This is a genomic window from Bradyrhizobium sp. WSM471, from assembly GCF_000244915.1.
GTDB lineage: Bacteria > Pseudomonadota > Alphaproteobacteria > Rhizobiales > Xanthobacteraceae > Bradyrhizobium.
In genome coordinates this window covers 1,616,891-1,638,665 of the sequence record NZ_CM001442.1, presented here as the reverse complement: position 1 = coordinate 1,638,665, position 21,775 = coordinate 1,616,891, and the positions used below count along the sequence as shown (strand labels likewise).

Sequence of the window (21,775 nt, the reverse complement as noted above, 5' to 3'; positions counted from 1 at the left end):
TGTCTGATAGCTAGTCTCGCCAGCAGTTCGGCAGCGCCGAGCGGCGAGATCTCTGGCCCAAGAAGCCCCAGCCCTGATGAGCTCGCTGAGGCAACAAGCAGAACAATTTCGGATCCGGCCATGACATTCCGAAGCGGGCGGCCCAAGGGAGCAGCGCGCCTTTCTAGGAGCTCCTTGCCAAAAACAGCTACGACCACAACAAAGCGTGACGTCGCCATGAAGATGGCCAAGAGCAGAATTGAAAAGCCGATCGACCCATTCGCAAAATTCGAGAAGCTTCGCGAAAGAGGTGGCGCTTTCACTGCTCCTGGTCCTGCGGACACGATAGATCAGGATACAGCTTCTGTCAGATCCCAATTTTCGGATCTCGGGATTGGATTTGCTGGCTGGACGCTAAACACGTTTGTCGACAATGAACTCGGCAACGCCGCCAGAAGCACCATCGCCAATCAGCAATATGTCGGCCAGAATCCGACATTTAGTACGGTCAACTCTATGATCGTGACTTATGACCTCGCTCGGCTTGGAATTCCCGATGGTCAGATCGTGGTCGGAGCCGAGCATCAACACTGGACATGGCAGAGCGCTGGGCCAGATCGGCTGGGCCTCAATGCAGTTTCTTACTATCAAACGCTATTCGACAGAAGGATCGAACTGAAACTGGGCTACCTCAGGAACCAACATGAGTTTGCGGGCGCTGGAGACAAAGTGTTTGGACCCTCATCGAGAATGCTGTTCCAAGCCGGCATGAGCAACAATTGGGCGCCAACGCCGGCTCTTAATCTGAAGTACAATTTTGATGATCGCCTATATAACAAACTCTCAATCCAGCGCTCGGTCAGTCCAGCAGGACAATATGCGCATGTAAGCGAGAATCCCACTGGCTTGAACTGGAGCACGCGCGACGCAGGCATTCTTTTGCTTGATGAGCTTTCCTACAGGAACAAGCCTACTCCGGGTGTAATGGAGACTTGGCTGCGGGCTGGCGCGGGCTTCAACAACAGCAGCTACACGGACCTGCAGCATCCGACAGAAGCGACGACCAAGGCCAACAGCGTCTACTATGTAGGTGCGGACAGGCAATTCTGGCAGTCTGCCGTCCACGGCTCGGCATCTCGCGGAGTCTATGGCGGGCTCTCTGCAATGTATGCTCCGCCTGACCTAAATAGAGCTAGTCAATACTACGAGATTCGCCTTTATGCGAAGGGCCTATTGGACAGCCGGCCCACAGATCAGATGAGTCTTGTTGTCAGCAATACCATCTGGAGCCATGTCGCGGTGGACGCTGCACTGGCAAAAGAGCAGCTGGCGCACCGCGACAGTACAGCAATTTCAGGACTGTACACGGCGCATCTGGCGCCCGGGATATATACAACCGTCGGACTGACCTACATCAATCACCCAACAAGCATCACCTACACACCGCAAACCGGACACGCCCTGAATATATTAGTATCTACGTCGGTATTCTTCTAAAGGCTCAGGACTGGGCGTGAATTCACCGGCATGTAGTCGAAATCACAATCGTTCCCTTTCAACGGCTTGGGCCGCTGATCGCGGCGTTTTGCTATCTCTGTGCTCCTGGCGCGAGGCCGGGTACCGCGTGAATTTAGGCACGCCCAAGGTAGCCTGCTGTTGGGAATGGTAGCTTGGTCGGTCTAGAGCGCTAGACCGGCGCCGTATCGCGCAAAAGTCGTATCCTCTTGCGGCAGTGACATTGCTTCCCGTTCGCTGCTCCTGCAACTTGTCAGACTCGCGTCCGAGCTCTTACTCTGCCATGACAACGCCGAAATCGTGCCCTCGGAGATTCCCGCGAAGAGACTTGGTAAGTGGAACCGCGACACAGATGCCACAATTCAGCCAGCTCCGGCAATCGCGCCCTGTCTGTCCGACGGTCGTGCCGTCGTCCGAAGGGCGATGCGCAAGGTTGGCGGAAACGCACCCCCTTCCGTGGGCAAGTCAACCGGACGCGGCCAGATGACTTGCGCCCTCGGCGCTGAATCATTTTCGGCTGGACGAGATGAGCTTGAGCATCTTACTTCAGCAAGGAGGTCGCCTCCCGGGTCTGCGCGCGCGTTAGCTCCTCCCACCCAATTGCGCGTGGCGTTCTGCTTGGTTTAACTTCTCTTCGCAAACATCTATTCGCGCGAACATGCGACAAGGCCAGTGCATTATGTGAATTTGCCGCGCCCTGCTAGGCAACTTTCGTGGACGCGTGCTTCGTCGTCTTGAGGCGCGTCACACTGCATCGACCATCGACACTGACGGGCGCGTCACCATCGAGTGTGGCACGATGAACGACGCGATGCTGGTCACCGTAATCGTTAACGGCATAATGCTGTGTTGCGCGGTTGTCCCAAATCGCGACATCGCCTTCTTTCCAGGTCCAGCGCACGGTATTTTCGGGCGCCGTGATATAGGACTGGAATAGTTGAAACAGCTTCTGGCTGTCGCGTTTTGGGATATCAATAAACCTTTGCACCAAATCGCCGAGCACCAGCGCGCGCTCGCCGGTCTCGGGATGTACACGGACCACCGGATGCTCCGTCTCAAAGATCGTTTTGGTAAAGACCTCATCAAAATGCTTCTGATCGATTTCGCGAACACGGCAGGTCCCGGCGTAGTCGAAGGCGTTGCTGTGAACGGTCCAGAGTTCGTCGGCAAGCCGTTGGAGCGGCCGCGGCAGATCCAGGTAGGCCGCCACAGCATTCGACCAAATTGTATCGCCGCCCGACGATGGGATCACAATAGCTCTCAGCACCGCAGCTTTGGGATACGCCGCTAGAAAGGTTCCATCGGTGTGCCATACATCGGCTCGGCTACCTCCACGCGCGGAATCAAGCTCGATGATCGAGGTCGTTCCATTGATCGTACCGAGTGTTGGGTGCGGCACCAGCTTTCCCAAACAAGCGGCAAAGTGCTCCTGCTCCGCGTCATCAAGATGCCCCTGATTGCGGAAGAAGATCACTTTATGTTCGAGCAGCAGGCTATTGATTGCAGCGACGGTTTGGCTCGGCAAATCACCCGAAAGTTTGATATTTCTAATTTCAACACCGATGCGCGCGGCGCGCTTGACGACGTCGGTCGCTGGAATGACACGCTCGGTCGAAGCCGTTTCTTTCATTGCAATTTTTCCAAGTTTTGCGGATTGTTCAAGCAGACGAGGGCGCATCTCACTCGCTTTCGATGACGAAGCTCGCGCTGCGGGTACTCTTGAGCAAGCACCATGCCAGTCGGACACGAGCTGTGAACGTCGGGTCGATGATCCGAACAGCTTGCCAGGAGCTCGATGGCACCTCGATCCTCTTGCAATCCGAATCCGCGAATACACCAGAGGTGAAAACTCTGAGGCAAGCGCCCCGGGTCCGGGGGCGAAAGGCACGCAACACCGAGAGGAATTGTACCGCTCAGTACCCGAACAGAAACGCGCCATACGGCTTCGTGCAACTTTGAGCAGCGAGCCGTGCGTGCCGTTCTCGTGCAGTATGGCACCTTCCCAACTGTTTGCAGCAATCGGCCAAATACGAGCCGCGTATGCGAACGAGCCATCACCGGCTCTGAAGGTGTCCGGGACCTGCCCTGGCCGCGATCACTGCCGGAACTTCATCCGCTGGAAATGGAAGAGGAATAGATGACATTGGAAGAGCCCCAAATTGAATTATAATTACGGTTTCATCCACGCGAAAGCCATTGATCCGCGGCACTGGGATCGCGATGTTCTCGATGCACCGACGTCCGAGGGCAGTGAGGCAGATGCCCGGCATTGTCCCGGTGTCTTTGCCTAAGACGGCAAAGATATGCCCACTACCGATCGTTATAGGTGTTTCAATGTTGTCGAAGTAATTACCCTCGACGAGTGCTTGCACAGACGATCCAGCATCCACTGCATGGAAAAATCCGCCGCTGTGTTGCGCATTCGTGTTGTGGAAGTAATTGTTAACGAGATGGATAATGGCCTGCGCACCGTCAATGTGCGGCGCCCGCCCCGAGATCTCATGAAAATAGTTATTTGCGATAGTGATCGTCTGCGGGACACCAAGAAACAGGAGGTTCCAATAGTGCTCCCCGTTACAATAGGAGGAATAGATATCGCTGCCATCGAAGTCGTTCCAGGATAGCCTAATATTCGTCGTGGGGCCAAAGCCGCCGGCAATCATCTGACGCCCGATATTGTGAAATCGGTTGTGATCGATCCACACCAGGTCGGCTCGTGCAATTGCAATAGCATCGCCGGCAAATATCACGCCTTCATTGATATCACTGATGGTCAGGTTGCGAATAACGACGTTGCTGACCCCATTCAGGCGCAGCCCCTTCCCTTTGATTGTAGCGGTCGAGCCAATGCCGATCACCGTTTTGTTTGAGCCAATTTCCAGCGGGCGCCTGCCGGCCCTGTCGAAGACGACCGACGTCTTCTCCTTGCCATCGCAATGCGCGTCGTTTCCATCGATAAGAAGAAGGGACTCACGCTTGTAAGGTACCGAACAGGCACGGCCGTGTTGGCATCCCTGCCCTTCGCCTCGCCCCTCCGTACCGGTAAAGTCTATGGTTCAAATTACCTGGATCTCACGCGGAGTATGGTCATTGCACTGGCCGAAGCTGTACGACCGACATAACTCATAATTCAGAGCTTTGGTTGATCTGACCTGAACTATCTCGCCTCCCAGCCCGCCCGTCGCTGCAGAGCCAAAGCCCTTGATGGCCTCGCATCGCACATCGTTCGGTCCGAGCACGGACAAGACGCCGAGGACGGCAGCAAGCCCGCCGAGCACGCGCAACGACGCTTGATGTGCTCCACCGTGTGTTTCATAGGCATATGCTCTCTCTTACCTCCGCAATTCCGCACGACAACTTGAATTTTCGAGCCGAAATGCTGAACTAGACGGGGCCATCCGCATGCGGCGTTAACGCCATTAGATCGTCGTCAATAAGGCAGCTGGTAACATCGGAAGCATGCTAAACAACAGTCGAGGTGTGCAGCCGCAGGCAGTGTGCCAGGTGGAATCGACCTGGGTAGCCATTGAGCGGCTCACGGCCGATGGAGCGCGGTCAGAATGAAAGCAAGATCCTATCCCACGTTTCACCGTAACGCGCACGGCTCGAAAGCAACGGCTTGACCAGCTTGCAACCGCGCTTTTTGATTTGCGCCTTCGACGCTTGATGGGCTAGCTGCCCTCAGGGACCAGCACGCCCCGGAATGCAACTACCAAACCTGGCTGTTCCTGCGATCCCGAATGAGGCGTACCGCAGTTCAAATCATGAGTCGCCCGGTTTCCGTCGGGCTGCCTGGGAGCTTTACTGATGTACACGCCGTCCTGCTTCCAACTTCTCGATATCGCCGACCTTCAACGGACAATGCGCGAGGCACGGACGGCGACACTGATCACGGCCACTCACGACGGGCTTGTTGGAACGATGCTGCCCGTAGTACTCGACGAGAGCGCAGGCTCGATGGGGACGATTTACGCGCACGTGGCGCGTGCTAATCCGCAGTGGAAGCTGACACCAACCGGAGAGGCCATGGCAATCTTCGCTGGGGCGGAGGCCTATATCAGCCCTTCATGGTACGTGACCAAGCACGAGGGAGGCGAGGCCGTACCAACGTGGAACTATGTCGCTGTGCATGCCTACGGACCAGTTGAGTTCTTCGAGGATTCCGATCGGGTCCGCGAGGTAGTCACGCGGCTGACCGATGTACATGAGCGCTCAAGCAAACACCCCTGGGCGATCTCGGACGCACCTCCCGATTTCATCAAGGCGGAGCTCGAGGGGATTATCGGCCTGCGATTGCAAATTACACGGCTAGATGGCACACGGAAGATGAGCCAGAACCGCAATGCCGCGGATCGCGCCGGCGTCATCGAGGGCTTGTCCAAGAGCGAACGTGAGGAAGACCGTCGTGCGGCTCACCTCATTCCGAAAGGATGACGAACCCGATCGACGTATTGTAAATGACCCGGTGTCACGTGGATTTCCTCCACTTCCTCGACTGCTCTCCTTCTGCACAACCACGCACTTGCGGCGGGTTTCTGCTCCCGGCAGGTGCTTTACACAGGACAGGAACGCGCGGCGTCCGCGAGCGGCAACCGCGGACGCCCAAGCTGCTAGCCAATTCCAGCTTTTATGCCTTGCAAGTCTCAAGAGATTTGCAAGGAGCCCTCCAAACGTCTTCTGACATTGCGGTCAGATTGCAGATTCTCTGACAGTTCACGACGGTATGCGGTCGCGCACACTCCCCAACGGGCAGCAAGAAACGCGAATGTCTCACCTTTGCAAGGTCGCGCACCTCACTTCTGTCGCGATGATCGGGGCTCCCGACCGCCCTTCGACCTCGAGTTCGGCCTAAGACGTTCAAGAAACCTGTTTCCCCTGATCGACGCCCTCCGGCGCAACCGGCATGCTGAACTGAAAGACGGCCCCGTGAGGATCATTGGCGCCCGCCCACATCCGGCCCCCATGCGCCTCAATAATGGAATGGCAAATGGCCAGCCCCATGCCCATGCCTTCTGACTTGGTGGTGTAGAACGCCTCGAACATGCGGTCTGCGCTGTTTGGATCGAGTCCTGGACCTGTATCCCGAAAGCTGACCAATACATTATTCGAGCCATCTGTGCGCGTCGTTATCAGTAATTCGCGCTCGCCTTCGTTGATCTCGCTCATAGCCTCGATGGCATTCGTGATCAGATTAAGAATCACCTGCCGTACCTGAACGCGATCTGCCCGAACGAGCGGCAAAGCCTCAGGCCGTCGGGTTTGCACCCACACGTCATTTTGTACAAGTTCCGCGCGGACTAGGGCCAACACCTCTAAGATCAATTCGTCAATTGCAAGAAGCTCGGTTTGCATGGGCGCTTTGTTCATAAGAGCGCGGATCCGACGGATCACGTTTCCTGCGCGCATACTGTCACGAACAATCAAACCGAAGGTCTGCCGAACCTCTTCCAGATTTGGCGGTTGAGCACCGAGCCAATTTAGCCCCGCCCCCGCATTACTGCTGATCGCGGCAATCGGCTGGTTCACCTCATGCGCGATCGAGGCGGCCAGATGTCCCATTGTCGTGATCCGATTGGCGTGTGCAAGGCCCATCAGAGTCTCGCGATAGCGCCGTTCGCTTTCACGGGCCTCCGCTTCCGCTCTCTTTCGTTCTGTCAGGTCCAGGACGAAGCCAACACCTTGGTTCTCTCGCGCATCGAACACGGCGAGGCCAACGAGCACTGGCACGCGACTGCCATCCTTCCGAACATACTCTTTCTCGAACTGCTGAACAGCTCCGGTCCTTTTTGCTTCTGTGTGAGCATCCATTGTGCGCTCGTGCCATTCTGGAGGCGTCAGATCGAGACCGTTCACTCGGCCTGCGAGGAGATCTTCTTGCTCGTATCCAACCATCTTGAGGAAGGCTTGATTTGCTTCGATGATCTCGCCCCCTTCGTGAATGATAAAGATTCCGATGATGTTAGCGTCGAGCAAGCGCCGGATTTTCGCCTCCCGTTGCTGAACTTCGCTGTACAACCGGCTGTTTTCGAGCGCTGTTGCAGCTTGAGAGGCAAGCATTTTCTGCATTGATGTTCGGGCAACCGAGAATATGCGCGGGGCGAGATTATTCTCCAGATAAAGTACGCCGATCAGCTTGCCCTGCGTGATCAGTGGCAGGCAAAGAATAGAACGCGCTTTGCGCTCCCGGATATAAGGATCTTCGGCAAATGAAGGCTGGACGACAGCATCTTCGAGAACCACGTTTTCGCGGACACGTAGCACGAAATGCAGCACGGATTCGGGAAGAGCCATCGGAGTTACGGGCTGTTCATCCACCTTTATAACGAGCGCATCTGCTACCGTTTTGCCTTCCGCTTCGATCCGTGGCTCGCCGCCATGCAGCAGAATCAACACACCTCTTTCGGCGCCGGCCTGCTCAATGGTAGTCCGCATAAGCTTGTCAATTAGCTTCTGAAGCACAATCTCGCCGGAAATCGCCTGCGACACTTTGATCACCGTCGCCAGATCAAGTTGCTCAACCGGAGCTCCGATCGTCATGCCATTCACGGCAAGCGGGGGCTCCTGATGCATGAGATGCGGATGCAGCTCCTCGAGTTGACGCACTTTACCATCCGCTCCCCAACGAAGGTAGCCGCGCCGCGCGTCCTGCAGGTAAACCCGGGAGATCCTGGCAAAACCGCGTGCAGCATAAAAGCGCGCAGCAAGTTCACAAGCGATCCCCTCGTGGTGGGGGAAACCGTTACGTCCTGCGGTTTGGATTGAGTGTTCGTACAGTCGCATTGCGTCTGCATCCCGGCATTCTAACCTCGCAATTTCAGCGCCGACCAAGGCAGCCCGATTCTCGAAGTTGTCGGGGCAATTCGTCGCCCATGTCTGCAGTTGCCTGTAATGAGCATCAATGACATCTCGGTGTGGCTGTTGTTCGCCTTGGCCCAACCCGTCGCAATAACACGAGTGAGACAGCGCACCATAAAAGTGAAACTCCGCGGTCAAGGGCTCTGTTGGTATGGTCCATAGTTTGGGCTCGGCCTTCGAGCGAGCCTCAACAGCCGCAGCATAATCGCCGGATAGGAAGCGCGCCTGAAGTTTGCGGATCCAGTAAACGGTTTCGCTGGGTGACTCCGGACCTCCTGCCAACGATCGTTCAACGTCTAGCTCGTCAAATTGTTGGCCGTCGAAGCAACCGAGCGAGCGCGTGAGGCCGCGCATGGTTCTGACGATTGCGAGCTGAGCGGCTACCGCCTCAGCAGCAAATTGTACCTTTCTGTTCCGGATCGTAGCAGCGCTTTTCTCTAACTCGTTCTGTACCTCTTTCAGGTGATCTCCGGCCATCATCATACTTCCGGTTAGATGGACCGAACTGTACGCCTCATAGATGACATCACCGCTACTGACCGCGGCTTCGAGAGCTCGCCGGATCAAAACTCGGCCGTCTCTAAGCGGCTTCGTCCACGGGATCACGGTGCCTCCGACGGCCAAATAGACGTGAGCCCGAAAACGAGAGAACTCGCCGCGATCAACCAGGTCGCAAGCAAGACGACCAAATTTATCGGCCGCTTGGTAGTCACCGAAGCGTCCGGCCGAGATTCGGCCTAACCATGCGTAATGGGCGCAGGAAGCATCAGTGTTGCCGTATTCGAGGCTGATGCTGACCGCTCGGCAGATCACTAAAGCGGATAAATTGGCGTCCGTGAAACCTGCAGCCGGAAGAATCCGCGTCAACACGGCGAGCGTGGCAAGCGTGGCCTGGTCTGTCATTCGAGGCAAACCAGCAAGATCCTCGATTGCGTCGGGCAGCTGTGACCACATCCGCTGATATTCGGCCAGCATTTCCTGGTCCGTCGGACGCTGCGACCACTCGATCCCGACGTCGCGAAGATATTCGAGACCTATGAGCACTGCCCGGCCGTGCTGACCTAGCGTCAAGTAAAGATCGACCCGCAAACATGCGACCGTTGCTCGTTGTGGCCCGTTCAAAGCTCGCTTCGACAGTGCGGACAAGAGACGCTCTGCAATCTCCAGCTGTCCTACCAAGAATTCGCATTCGGCCCGGCTGGTCTCGAGTGCGAACGCGAGCTCGCGGCGCCTTTGCCAAAAATTGGGCGCGAGCAGCGCAGCACCGACGGTGAAATATGCTAGCGCCGAGGCGTAGGCCGCCGAGGCCTTGGCACGCTGCCCTGCGATCAAGTTCAACTCGGCGAGCTGCTCTCGCTCCTGACCGGAAGCGATTAGCGCGACGCCTCGATTGAGCTGACTGACAATGTCGAAGATGGCCTCTTCGCGTTTGTGCGCAGGGATGTGTGCCGCGAGCATCCGACCGATCCGCAGATGGGAAGGAGCGCGCGAGGATTCCGGCATCAGCAAGTAGGCCGCCTCTTGAACGCGATCGTGGACAAAGCGGTAGGCTGTCCCATGCCGCACGATCAGTTCCTGCCGGATTGCCGGCCACACGGTCGCGTGCACCTGCTCCTCTGGAATTTCGAGCACAATCGCAAGCTCCGCCGTCCCGGCGATGTTGCCGAAACAGGCCAGCTGTTGCAGAGCTTCCTGCGTTTCCTTGGGCAGCCGGATGAGCTTGCCGAGCATCAGATCGACGACGTTCTCGGTGTACGCTTTTGCGTGAATTCGCTGCAGATCCCAACGCCAGCGCGCCGACACGTGATCGAACGTCAACAGCTGCTCTCCGGCTAGTTCAGACAAGAATTGAACGGCGAAGAACGGATTGCCCATCGTCTTCTGATGCACCAACTTCGCAAGCGGGGCAGCGCGTTTTGGTCCGCAGCGAAGGGTATCCGCGACCAACTGCCCGACGTCATCTGCGCTGAGCGGCGATAGCGTGATCACCTGTAGATTTAGGCCGGCTCTCCCGATGGACTCGAGCTTGCGTTTGAGCGGATGATCTGCATCAACTTCGTTGCTGCGGTAAGCTCCAATAAGCAGCAGGTGCAGATCCGGCTGGGTCAGCAGATCCTCGATCAGGTCGAGTGTTGCAACGTCATACCACTGCAAATCATCGAGGAAGAGCACCAATGGATGGGTTCGCCGGGCGAACACGCCAATAAAGCGACGAAACACGAGCTGGAAACGGATTTGCGCTTGGCGGGCTGGAAGCTCAGCAACCGCGGGCTGCTCGCCGATAACAAGGCTCAAATCGGGGATCAATTCGACCATCAGCCGTCCATTCCCACCGAGCGCCTCCCGGAACGCCTGCCGCCAAGTCGCGAGTTCGCCCTCACTTTTGCTGAGAAGAGGACGCACAAGGCTCTGAAAGGTCTGCACTAGTGTCGCATATGGCACATCGCGCTTCACTTGGTCGAATTTGCCTGATGCCAAGAGCCCGCGATAGGGCACGAGTACTTTGTGTAGCTCCTGGACGAGCGAAGACTTACCGATGCCGGAATAACCGGCAACCAGCACCAACCTCGGCGCGCCGCTCTTCACCGCTCGATCGAAAGAGCCAAGCAAGGTCTCGATCTCGCGGGCTCTCCCATAGAGCTTCTCGGGGACGATCAACCGATCAGGTGTGTCGTCTGCGCCAAGTTCAAAAGGCTCGATGCGACCATGGTTGGCCCATGCTGCCAGACAGTGTTGCAGATCGTGTTCAAGGCCAGCGGCAGTCTGGTAGCGTTCCTCGGCGGTTTTCGCGAGGAGTTTCATCGCAATGTGAGAGATTGGCTCCGGGACATTTTGCGATTTCTCGAGGGGCGGTGTTGCTTTTCTTGCAATATGACAATGAATCCACTCCAACGGGTCTGAGCCCGTGAACGGCAGCGCGCCGGTCAGCATCTGGTAGAATATCACGCCAAGTGAATAGAGATCACTGCGAGAGTCGACCGAGCGATTCATTCGTCCGGTCTGCTCGGGCGCCATGTAGGGCAGCGAGCCGGCGATGAACTCGGCAGGCTCAAGCGGCACCCGCTCGCGGGAAAGCCGGGACGCCAGCCCGAATCCGGTGAGTCGCACTTGTTCGTCAGGACAATTGACCAGAATGTGACCGGGTTTCAGGTCCTTGTGGATTAAGCCGCGGCGGTGAAGCTTGCCCACGGACCTCGTGACACCGAGAGCAAGGCGCAGGAAGCGCTGAGGCTCCATGCCGACTCCAACTAAGTTTAGCAGCGGCTCGCCGCATGGATCCTCCAGGACCAGCATGGTACGACCAGCTTCCCGGATGAGTTCCAGAGGCCGCACCGCCCATGCCTCATCTAGCTCCTCTCTCAGCTCATACTCGTGGGCGAGGCACTCGATCGTGGCGGGGTGTTCCGCGGTGGGCCGCACGAGAAGCACGACAGCCTTGCTGCCGTTGATTTGCCGCCACGCACGGCAGAACACACGACCTCCGTCCCTCCACAGGGGCTGGATGTCGTTGTCGAGATTTGAGCCGAACACCGTTCGGCTGGGAGGGTCGCGCGGCATTTGCCTGACCAGACTAAGAAGACGCGCGCCAAATCTGACACATAAGAGGCGCCATTGTGAAGGAACTTCGCAAAATTCGCTGCAGGGTCCGGATCATGGCCGCCAAAGAGAGCCCGCAGCAAGCACAATATAACGGACGCACGCTATATGTTAGAGCCCGATCGTGTCGATCGAGCGCAGCCCTGCGCGCAGCTCGAGCCCGGGCGGCGGCTCCGGACTACGCAGCGCGCCGGCGCGGAAGGAGTCCTTCGCGATAGAGCGACTCAAGCCGAAGGCTTCCCACGCCAAGGACAGCGGCTCGATTGACGTGTGGCCGAAAATGCCGCCACTAACAATGAAGTTGTTTGGCACGTCTACTTTGAAGAGGAACAACTCGCCGGGCTGGAGCGCCCGAAACTGCGTGGTGCCGCTGGGTTGCCACGAAAACGTCCTTTGATCTGCTTCCGCTTCATCTCTTCCCTTTGGCAGGTTAAAGATAGCTGGAATACCGGGCCGCCCTCTGTTTCGTATTTCAAGGCGGCGGCACGGACAAAGCCTGGCAGCAATCCTCTTGAGGCAAATGTAGGGGACGGTTGTCGCCGGTCCAGCGGCGATCGAACCTCTCAACCACGAGCACACGGTTGCCTTCAAACTCCTCGATCGCGATGGCGGCGCTCGGAAGTCCGAGAGCTGCTGTCAGCTTGAGGCAGAAGAACTCATTCTCGACGCTGTAGGAAAGATTGAGGCCGTTCGGCAGTCGGTCAAGCTGCGGTTTGAGAATGTGCGTCGTGGCTGTAGTCGCCAGCGGCTTGTACCAACGCCCTTTCCAGAACAAGAGCGCGGTCTTTTCCTGGGCGCCGGCGATCGAGATCGGAAAGTCCTCGTCCTCACCAAGCTCAAGGAGGTCGCCGAGAAGCCGGGCGATTTCCTCGTCGTCAACGGGTCTGCCGTCAACAGCCCCGGCAGCGCCGGGTTCGATGCCGTCCGGCAGGAATTGCAATGGGCCGACGCAGTCCCGTCCGACACCAGTGAGTAGGTCGTAAGCGTCGATACCCTGAGCGTGGACTCGCTCCGCCATACGACGACGGATGGGCATGCTGTCGGGCAGGAGATTGTCGGAAACGGCGACGACGGCGGCACGGATATAGCGGTCCCTCACGCAGAGCAGAGATAGCGACAGGGGCAGCGCATGCTCCCAGGCAAGCCAGGACGGATCGTACTGAAAGTCGATTGCGCCGACGAATGGTGTCCTGCAATGCGCGTTCACCGGCTTCGGATCGAGGAGAGCACAAGGTTGGCTTTGTGGGCAATCTCGGATCGGCACATACTTTGATCCGTCATCTCCTCGACGAAGATGGGTGCGCTGCCTAAAACCCAGCGTCGCTCCTTACAAGCTCGGTTGCAGCGAACCCGTCTTCGGTACCCCTTTCGAACGAAGACGGCTGCGATCCTGAACAACGTGTTCCTTGCCCTGACCAAGGCCGGCCACCAGCCTTGGATTGGCGAACAACCCCGCAATGTCAGCATGACAGTGGGCCGTTAAGACGATCTCGTTCACGCTCGACCACCCCGGGGCCAGGACGCAGGCCGACGGACGACTCCAAATACCGCATGAAGCTTCCGAAACCCTCCGACTGGAGATCCCAGCCACTGAAGAACAGCGGAACGCCTTCTCGTCCCAGTCGCACTGCGACAGATCTAACTTGCCAACTACGAACTCCACCTAGTCGGCTCGAGAGATGCTAACTCGATCGATCTACAAGACATGTACAACGTGACCCTACGTACGATTTAAACCTTTCCCGTCCTGTGTGAAGTAGCAGGGAGTCACCATCTACTTTGGCTGCTAAACGAGTCTCAGTTTTGCCACGCGGGTCACATCATCTGGGACACCATCACCACGGATGTACTGGCGATGTGGGGCGAACCCGGCGCACTTCTTCTCAAAGGAGTGCGCCGGGCCGCCTTAATGAGTTTGCGTCGGAAGATTGATGAGCTAATGGGCGGTTGGCGGCTGCTCCAAGCGGACCGATCGAGCCAGTTTCAGCCCTATACTGCGGCATTGAGGAGCTAAGCTTCGAATCAGCGTGCTCGATACGCACCTAGGTGCCCGCCAATCCCGCGAATGCGCCCTCTCCATTTGAATTACACACATCATCTTCGGATACGAGCAGCGAAGCAATCGGCAGGACGCACGAACGTGGGCGCCCCGCAGCTCGAGACGATTACATTTCCTACAAAGCACGACCGAAAGGACTTGAATCGCACCATGCGTCAGGTTGTACGAAACCGATGCAAGGTGCTTTCCCAAGCTCGCTAAAGACGCAACTCACAGGCGCTCTGACGACGCAAAAAAGAATTTATGTGCTGATGCCGCTGCTACTCGTTCTGATGTCCATTTTCTTTACTGCGGGTGCGATAGTCTACGCCGCATGCCGATCTCAACAACGCCGGCGGGATCGGCGCATGAACAGGCACATTCGGCCCAATTCGCTCAGCTCGCGCCCCCGCGTGCAGCTACCGAGGCGGCGGGCATTTTGATCCGGCCGCTTAACGAGACTCCGCCGACGCCTCATACGCCTGAACGGGGATGCCAAGCGGCACCCGCCGCCAGCTAGAGCGAGCGCCTCAACTTGTGGATTCGGTACTTCTCCAGCGGCTGCTGATTGATTTGATCAATGCCGCCGGGCCGTTCCAACGGGACGGCGGACAGACAGAAGCCAGTTCTCGACCACTCGGGCCCTTTTTGCTAGACTTTCGTGATAATGTCTTACGCACGCAAACGGCTGGCCGTTCGCATACCTGGAAGATCTCAGAGATTTGCACTGCGCGAAAGCTCCTGAGAGAAGGCCGCCACGAGCAACCTTTGGTCGTGGTTCGACGGAACTTCTACCACGATTGCAAAAGTGAGGCTCTTATCGTGACCAAGCGCTCTGAACCGCGGAAGCAAGCCGTAACTGTCGAAGGGCCGGAGGTGAGACCGAGCGTGTTGGTCGTCGACGACGACCTCTCAATGCGCGAATCGCTCGTCAACCTGTTTCGTTCGATCGGTCTAGACGTTGTTGCTTTCGGATCGGCCCAGGAACTGCTCCAGACCGAGCTTCCTGATGTTCCCAGCTGCCTTGTGCTTGATATCAGACTGCCGGGCCTGAGCGGGCTGGAGCTCCAGATTGAACTAGCCAAACTGAAGGTTCACATTCCCATTATTTTCATCACCGCTCATGGCGATATTCCAATGACCGTCAAAGCGATGAAGAATGGAGCAATCGATTTTCTCGGCAAGCCGTTTCGCGATCAGGAATTGCTCGATGGAGTGGTCGCAGCGATCGAACAGGATCGCAAGAGACGAGCTATAGACAAGGTTGTCACGAAGCTGCAGTCCTTGTTCGAGGCTCTAAGTCCACGAGAGCAGGATGTCTTGAGACTGGTCGCCACGGGCCTCTTGAACAAACAGGTAGCCGCGGAACTCGGGCTTGCCGAGATTACAGTCAAAATCTACCGGGGGCACGTGATGAAGAAGATGGGGGCTCGATCACTAGCCGATTTGATTAGAATGGCGGAGAGGCTGGGAATTGGGACCGACCGTTTCAGAGTACAAACCTAAGTATGATTTTACAATTTCTTCGTACACGCGCACCCTTCAGCTGGCCGCCATGCTTCGGCCAGTGCCTTCGCCCAACCAGGACGGGTGGTCTTGTCTAACACTATTTCCGTTGTCGACGATGATCCTTCAATTCGTGTCGCGCTGAACAACCTCTTGAAATCACAGGGCCACATCGTTCATACGTTTGCTTCGGCTGAGGAATTCCTGGAGTCGTCTCAATTGAACGGCACGTCCTGTGTAATTGCAGACGTGCAGATGCCCACGATGAGCGGCTTTGAACTTTTAGAACAGATGCGGGCCCAAGGCCACGCTGCGCCATTCATTTTGATTACTGCCTTCGCGGATGATCGCACCCGAGCCCGCGCTTTGAGCGCCGGCGTGACCGGCTTTTTCGCTAAACCGTTTCCCGCTCTGGACTTGATGGCTTGCGTCGATGAAGTACTCCGCGAGCACCGTCCCGGAACAGACGCCTGAAAGCGGGGCAAGCAATCTGGACCAAGCCGCACCCGCGCAGCGCTCACGATGTCGATCAACGCGCGATTGCTCGTGCTTACCCCGTGCCAGTGGCGACCATCACCTTTCCATGTAGCCGCACTCCTGTCGCTGTTGTCGCACTTTCGACGTCTGGTTGAAGCACTTGCTATTTCGCGCTCCTGACAACATGCCTCTCGTATGATCGCGTAATCCGACGAGGCCGAAACGCTCGTCGCGTTAACCCAGGAGCGCGCGATCTTGAGTGCGACAACCATTGCTGAGTTCGGCGCGAAAGCGCCACGGGTCCGGCCGCCGAGTTGGGGGGAAAAGGAGGCGGCGATCGCGGCCAACATCACGGAGTTTGTCAAGACGTTCGCTGCGGAATTCCGAGAAGCCGCAAAGACGTATGTTGGCAGATCGAATGTTGGCGGATCGAACGTTTTGCACCGCCAGATCCGCTAAATTCGGTTCGATCCCAGCAACTCTTCGGACTGAAGCACCGGAAGCTTACGCATCCGTTGGAATGACAACACAAGTGCCGCTGGCAGATTCGATCTCAAGCCATGCTCTTGCTGCCGAACGCATCCACGCCGACGACTCCCCGGCGATTGTGTCGACCAAGCGCAAGGCCAAAACCGGTCGGGCGGCGGGCGTGTCCTTCTAGTCCCTGAGACCGTGGCCTGAGCATGTCGCTTCCGGCTCGCGGTCCATGTTTGCCCGGAGGGCGTCGGATCTTTCCGAGTCAGATGAACTTTTCGGATCACATCCTCCCTCCTTTCCACGATTTATCTATTTATCCTGATGCAAGGTACCGCACGCATGCGCAACGTCTTCGCGCGCGGCTAGGTAAACCTGTTCGCGAAAGGTGACTTAACACGGGGACCGTCGCTGGATGGGGACGAAGCTACTAGAGATGGTAGCTTTGTTCCGCCTGGTTCTCAGGTAACCCGTTGGAGCTGATTTTCAGATGCGCTACGCGCAACCCAAACGATGCCGAGAGGCGAGGAACCCGCGGTCATGGCCTGCCAGTCCTGCACGATGTTGGCCCGCGTTGTTTCATCGGGCAGATTGTCCGGTCGACGCGACGACCGCATGGTTGGAGTACACAGGGGCGCCGAATGAAGACAATTGAAACGCTAGAGTCCAATGTGCGCGCGTACTCACGTTCCTTTCCTGCTGTCTTCAATGGGGCGCGCGGTTCAATTATGTTCACAGAGGGCGGCCGAAAGGTCATTGACTTTCTGTCTGGCGCTGGAGCGCTAAACTATGGCCACAACAATCAGCAGATCAAAGCAGCAATCAGCGACTATCTGGAGTCGGACGGGGTCGTCCACGGCTTGGACATGGCCACTCCAGCGAAAGTCGAATTCATGGAGACCTTTAGCTCTGTTATTCTTCGGGAACGGAATCTTTCCTACCGCTTTCAATTCACCGGGCCTACAGGAGCTAATGCCGTTGAAGCAGCTCTAAAGCTCTCGCGTAAAATCACAGGGCGTCACAACGTCATTTCTTTCACGAACGGATATCACGGCCAAAGCTTGGGAGCCACAGCCGCGAGCGGTAACCGCTTTTACCGCAAAGCCAGCGGGATTCCCTTATCGGGCACAACTTTCATGCCCTATGATGGGTATCTTGGCTCCTCGTACAGTCCGGCGGATTACGTGCGAAAGCTGTTAATGGACGAGAGCAGTGGTACTGATCTTCCAGCCGCCATTCTCGTCGAAACCGTGCAAGGAGAGGGAGGCATTAACGTCGCCGGTAAGAAATGGCTGCAGTCGATGCAGGCTTTGGCAAAAGAGGTCGGAGCTATTTTCATAGTTGACGATATCCAAATGGGCTGTGGTCGCACGGGTGAGTTCTTCAGCTTCGAGTTCGCTGCATTGTCGCCAGACATTGTTGTGATGTCGAAATCGCTGAGTGGTTACGGCTTGCCGTTGTCGATGCTCTTGATCAAGGAAGCGATCGACGCATGGGAACCAGGCGAGCACACGGGAACATTTCGCGGAAACAACCTTGCACTCGTTTCTGGCAAGGCGGCATTGGATCTGTATTGGCGCAACCAGACGTTCTCGCAACAGATCCAACGCTTGGGTGCACTTATGCGGCGTCGACTCGATGCTATCGCGCATCAGCACGGAAACGAGTTTGCCGTTCGTGGACGCGGTATGGTATGCGGCTTCGATTGCAAAACGAGCGAGATCGCAGAGGCGACGTCACGGAGAGCATTTCTGAAGGGATTGATTATCGAGCGATGCGGACCGACGGATCAGGTTGTCAAGTTCCTGCCTGCACTTACGATCGCCGAAGAAACGTTGGGACAAGGGCTCGATATATTCGAGGAGTCATTGACTGAAACCTTGAAGTTGGCCCGACCAAGCTAACTTGCCGGCACACGAGAGACACTGGTCCTAGCGACAGCATCGCCGCCAACGACACTGGCGTGGGTCCTTGCTTCGCGCCGAAACGGTCAGGGGTTGTGAGGCAATAATGTGGAGCTAACGCCTGAACGCCAGCGCTGTTTGTGATCCGCTGAGTCGCTGGTGCGCGAAGAACGCCTTGCTCCCTGCTTGGTCCGCAACACGTGAGTGTGGAGCCCCCTTGGTCCGCCGAAGGCGACCTCGTTGGCGGAGCGGAGTCGAATGGTGTAGTAGGCCTTCAAAGTGCTGCGCGAAAGAGTCATTGAATGACGATCGCATCTAAGCCCGTCCACAACTGAGGAGAGTCCGCCCGCCGCTGCGATCTACCGCCTCATCCCCAGGCCAAGCTCAGCTGATATTGGTCGAGAAGCCTGCCTCGGCGACGTCGCGCACGCGCATCTGACCGTGCTCTTTCACGCACTCCTGCGTTAGATCCGGCCTCCTAGGAGCATTAGGTCATGTTGCTCGAACGCAGTTGGTCATCCGCCCAAGTACGATCAACCAGGCCTCCCCCGGATGCACATAAGCGACGAGCTTCAGCTAGAGATGGTACTCCACACGCGCAGCCCGTTTCACGCCTGGCCTTGATGAGCACGTGTCCATCACACGGGTGCGGGACATTCCGCAGCTGCGGTCCAGCCGAGCCGTTTCCACCATAAATGCGGCAGCAATCACTGCGGCGGCGGCTTTCGACAAAAGTCGTCACGGCAAGCGCGGCTCAGGCGTGAGTTGCACGAAGCCGAACGAGCAGCTCAATTCAAAAAGCGTTGGTCCTCGGCTTTTGCTCCACAACTCGGAGCACCGATATCCGTGTGCCCCGCAGCCCGATGCCATAGCCCCAAGTTGGCGTGATCGAGTTCAGCTAACAGACGCCCCGTTAGCTTGATCACCCCGGCGTCGACGGGACCAAATGTCAACTATGCTGGGCGAACCGAAGAAGCCCGACGCATCTGCCGGGTCCGAGATGCGTCGGGCTGAGTGGGAGACTGAGTGCGACAGTCTTCCTCCCAGAGCCGCGTCTGCAACTAGCATGCCGTGCCCGCACTGCTAGCCCAGCATCTCAAACCAAATATCGGCTCTCTGCCGCACAGTTTGCTGAGGCGTACAGAGACGCTCGGCCCACGGCTAGTTCCTCAAGGCCTAACCAGTTGAGCTTATTGCCCTTCCAAAAACTCCTACCATCACCTTTCGTCTGAACCAAAAATGAGGCAGAAGAGCGGACAACGGGCCGCCGGCTCATCAACAACAGATATCTAGATGTTTGGTAGATTGCAACGCGAGACTGGAATGATGGCCCCGAGCTCGCGCACGACCGGGGCAAGCGGTCGAGATCTGAGCTTAGATTTCGCGAAAGGTGCGCTCATTGTCTTGGTAATCGTTGGGCATCTGATCCAGTATGTCATCTATCGAGACGGCGGCTTTTGGTATTCGCCGTACTACAAAGCAATCTATATGTTTCACATGCCACTCTTTATGGCGATAAGCGGCTATCTTTCTTCTCGATCGTTGCTGCAGAAGTCGTTCACTCAGGCCGCCATCGCCCGTGCGACGCAGCTCTTACTGCCCATGCTGTTTTGGTGGGCGCTCATGGAGACAGCTAAGTCAGCGGCATTGTGGCGCGCGACCAGCCTAACTACCGGACTTTTGGAATTTGTAGACGATCTTGCTGGCACATACTGGTTCATCTGGGCCACGTTTGTTTCTTACCTTCTCATCAAGATACTCACCAGGCTGAGCCACCGATCGTTGGTCATATCTGGCTCAGCGATACTGATTGCACTCGCTCCTCTGACGTTCTCCATATCACCCTTGATCAGGTTCACTTACCCGTTCTTCTGCTTGGGATTCTTGTTTGCTCAATCGAACGAACGATGGACGACTACATCGCGATGTCAGAAGCCGCTCTTGATTTTATTTCTCTCGGTCTTGACTTGCGTATGTTTTCTAGCCTGGGGCAAGGACACTTATGTCTACAATAATCTTGGACTGATTTACGATTTTCGGTCGGCCAAAAACGTGCTTCTGATGTTTGTTGGCGCTGCAGCTGCCTCAGCAATCGCCATCGAACTCTTGCTGCAATGCTGGCGCTTTAGTCACTCAACCCGAATCGCCCGCTTTATAGCTATGGAGTTGGGCCAGACCACGCTGCTGCTCTACCTTATCCAGGGTACCGTGTTCCATCTAATGGATTTCATACAGCTCGGAGAACTTTGGGATCTCACGACCCGGTTGATCATCGCGGGTCTGCTCGGGGCCGCAATTGTTGCGATCGCGCTAGTGGTCCGCTCGACTGTTCGCGGCGTTCCATATCTGTCTCAGCTCGTCCTTGGAATGCCACCGCGGTCAGGTCTCCCGCGAGCGAAACCCGCAATGAACTAGCTGTATGGATTTGATCGTCCGAGTACGGCAGGATGTTGCGATGGCACCGCCTTGTGCTGCCGCCGGAATAGCGTTCGAAGCCCGATCGGGCGGCGTCGGCGTCCACCGGCCGAGCCGGTCGGCATAGAGTAACCTAACATGCGAGTAACCATCGTCCATTTCGGCACCTTATGGCAAGGCAGTCTCAACTCGTTCCGGAAGCCGACGACAACTCAGACTCCCTAGTCTTGCGGAGCCGCACGCGTCTTCAGGCCAGCGCATCGGCAGCGTCATAGACGACCGCATATATTTCGTGCAGGTCTCCTGGTGTTACACAATATGGCGGCATCACATAGATCGTATTACCGAGTGGGCGCAGCAAGAGATTGCGCACTTTAAAGAAGGCGTGAAGCTTCGGGCCGACGCCTGCGAATGGCCGGTATCCTTCGTCTTCAGATCGAGTGCACTGTGACGGTGCCGCTACGGCGAACGTTTGCAAAGCGCGGATCGCCGCGGAATGGTTCAATTGCCTGCTCTTGCATGGTTGCGAGCGCAGCAATGCGTCTGACTTGTCTTTCCACAGTTCCAGGTTAGCCTTCGGCGGCACAGGCCAGCGGATTTGCCGTGGACGAACTCGAGTGAAGGAATGTGCGTGTACGGTCTTTCGAGTAACGAGCATCGAAAATCCCTATGTTCAAGGGCGGCTTCACTGTCCGAGTAGAACACATGGTCCAAGCCTTGGGGTGAGCTTCAAAAGGAGCCGAGCGACCTCCTCGGCCGGATCATGCGTGTAGCCGGCGAAAATGACTCGCTTCAATTTGCCGGCCTGTTCGTGAATCGCGCTCACGATCTGCGGATGGCAATGGCCGTGAGTGACGATCCCACCAGGATGCGACTGCATCTATGATTCGATGATCATCCGCAGTGTGGAGATAAGCACCGTCGCTACGCACAACCTTGGTCATCTCTTGTGAAGCGCATGCTGCGCGAATGGATGCCAGATTGGCCACCGGTTGTTTGGCTTCATGGCTGGAAG

The 21,775-nt window shown here is 56.8% G+C and carries 12 protein-coding genes and 1 pseudogene; 7 read left to right on the top strand and 6 right to left on the bottom strand.

Going from position 1 to position 21,775, the window contains the following annotated elements:
• The first annotated feature begins 216 nt into the window (after positions 1-216).
• Entirely contained in the window at positions 217-1,476 is a 1,260-nt protein-coding gene (locus BRA471DRAFT_RS07290; RefSeq protein WP_035973639.1) for a carbohydrate porin, read from the top strand.
• 718 nt (positions 1,477-2,194) lie between these two features.
• Here the strand turns inward: BRA471DRAFT_RS07290 and BRA471DRAFT_RS07285 are convergent.
• Both BRA471DRAFT_RS07285 and BRA471DRAFT_RS07280 read right to left on the bottom strand, forming a co-directional pair.
• Positions 2,195-3,124 carry a TauD/TfdA family dioxygenase gene (locus BRA471DRAFT_RS07285; protein WP_007605838.1) on the bottom strand — a complete coding sequence of 310 codons (930 nt, stop codon included), beginning with the start codon at positions 3,122-3,124 and terminating at the stop codon, positions 2,195-2,197.
• Positions 3,125-3,548: 424 nt separating this feature from the next.
• Positions 3,549-4,451 carry a right-handed parallel beta-helix repeat-containing protein gene (locus tag BRA471DRAFT_RS07280; protein WP_256379928.1) on the bottom strand — a complete coding sequence of 301 codons (903 nt, stop codon included), beginning with the start codon at positions 4,449-4,451 and terminating at the stop codon, positions 3,549-3,551.
• Between the two features lie 850 nt (positions 4,452-5,301).
• Here BRA471DRAFT_RS07280 and BRA471DRAFT_RS07275 point away from each other — a divergent pair.
• A complete protein-coding gene (locus BRA471DRAFT_RS07275; protein WP_007605837.1) occupies positions 5,302-5,928 on the top strand; it encodes an FMN-binding negative transcriptional regulator in 627 nt (208 codons plus the stop codon).
• A 423-nt stretch (positions 5,929-6,351) separates the two neighbouring features.
• On the opposite strand, the gene BRA471DRAFT_RS07270 is transcribed toward BRA471DRAFT_RS07275, so the two are convergent.
• The 3 genes from BRA471DRAFT_RS07270 to BRA471DRAFT_RS38725 all read right to left on the bottom strand — a co-directional run bounded on the left by BRA471DRAFT_RS07270 (position 6,352) and on the right by BRA471DRAFT_RS38725 (position 13,444).
• Positions 6,352-11,907, bottom strand: coding sequence for a trifunctional serine/threonine-protein kinase/ATP-binding protein/sensor histidine kinase (locus BRA471DRAFT_RS07270; RefSeq protein WP_007605836.1), 5,556 nt, complete (start codon positions 11,905-11,907; stop codon positions 6,352-6,354).
• Between the two features lie 511 nt (positions 11,908-12,418).
• A complete protein-coding gene (locus BRA471DRAFT_RS07265; protein WP_007605835.1) occupies positions 12,419-13,210 on the bottom strand; it encodes a HipA domain-containing protein in 792 nt (263 codons plus the stop codon).
• 63 nt (positions 13,211-13,273) lie between these two features.
• A complete protein-coding gene (locus BRA471DRAFT_RS38725) occupies positions 13,274-13,444 on the bottom strand; it encodes a hypothetical protein (RefSeq protein ID WP_198287865.1) in 171 nt (56 codons plus the stop codon).
• 1,362 nt (positions 13,445-14,806) lie between these two features.
• Between BRA471DRAFT_RS38725 and BRA471DRAFT_RS07260 the strand changes: the two genes are divergently transcribed.
• The 5 genes from BRA471DRAFT_RS07260 (at position 14,807) to nolL (ending at position 20,760) form a co-directional block, all read left to right on the top strand.
• Entirely contained in the window at positions 14,807-15,490 is a 684-nt protein-coding gene (locus BRA471DRAFT_RS07260) for a response regulator transcription factor (protein ID WP_007605834.1), read from the top strand.
• 84 nt (positions 15,491-15,574) lie between these two features.
• Entirely contained in the window at positions 15,575-15,964 is a 390-nt protein-coding gene (locus BRA471DRAFT_RS07255; RefSeq protein WP_007605833.1) for a response regulator transcription factor, read from the top strand.
• 258 nt (positions 15,965-16,222) lie between these two features.
• Positions 16,223-16,426 carry a hypothetical protein gene (locus tag BRA471DRAFT_RS07250; RefSeq protein WP_035973637.1) on the top strand — a complete coding sequence of 68 codons (204 nt, stop codon included), beginning with the start codon at positions 16,223-16,225 and terminating at the stop codon, positions 16,424-16,426.
• 656 nt (positions 16,427-17,082) lie between these two features.
• Positions 17,083-18,345 (top strand): diaminobutyrate--2-oxoglutarate transaminase, encoded by a 1,263-nt coding sequence (gene ectB / locus BRA471DRAFT_RS07245; RefSeq protein WP_007605831.1) that lies wholly within the window; start codon positions 17,083-17,085, stop codon positions 18,343-18,345.
• A 1,293-nt stretch (positions 18,346-19,638) separates the two neighbouring features.
• Positions 19,639-20,760, top strand: coding sequence for a nodulation factor fucose acetyltransferase NolL (gene nolL, locus BRA471DRAFT_RS07240; RefSeq protein ID WP_371258305.1), 1,122 nt, complete (start codon positions 19,639-19,641; stop codon positions 20,758-20,760).
• Positions 20,761-21,007: 247 nt separating this feature from the next.
• Here nolL and BRA471DRAFT_RS36370 read toward each other — a convergent pair.
• Positions 21,008-21,766 (bottom strand): annotated as a pseudogene (locus BRA471DRAFT_RS36370) (aminotransferase class III-fold pyridoxal phosphate-dependent enzyme).
• Positions 21,767-21,775 lie beyond the last annotated feature (9 nt).

Bases quoted from the DNA above. Each gene is read 5' to 3' on its own strand.
- BRA471DRAFT_RS07290 (WP_035973639.1), top strand. From the start codon at position 217: ATGAAGATGGCCAAGAGCAGAATTGAAAAGCCGATCGACCCATTCGCA.
- BRA471DRAFT_RS07285 (WP_007605838.1), bottom strand. From the start codon at position 3,124: ATGAAAGAAACGGCTTCGACCGAGCGTGTCATTCCAGCGACCGACGTC.
- BRA471DRAFT_RS07275 (WP_007605837.1), top strand. From the start codon at position 5,302: ATGTACACGCCGTCCTGCTTCCAACTTCTCGATATCGCCGACCTTCAA.
- BRA471DRAFT_RS07270 (WP_007605836.1), bottom strand. From the start codon at position 11,907: ATGCCGCGCGACCCTCCCAGCCGAACGGTGTTCGGCTCAAATCTCGAC.
- ectB (WP_007605831.1), top strand. From the start codon at position 17,083: ATGAAGACAATTGAAACGCTAGAGTCCAATGTGCGCGCGTACTCACGT.
- nolL (WP_371258305.1), top strand. From the start codon at position 19,639: ATGTTTGGTAGATTGCAACGCGAGACTGGAATGATGGCCCCGAGCTCG.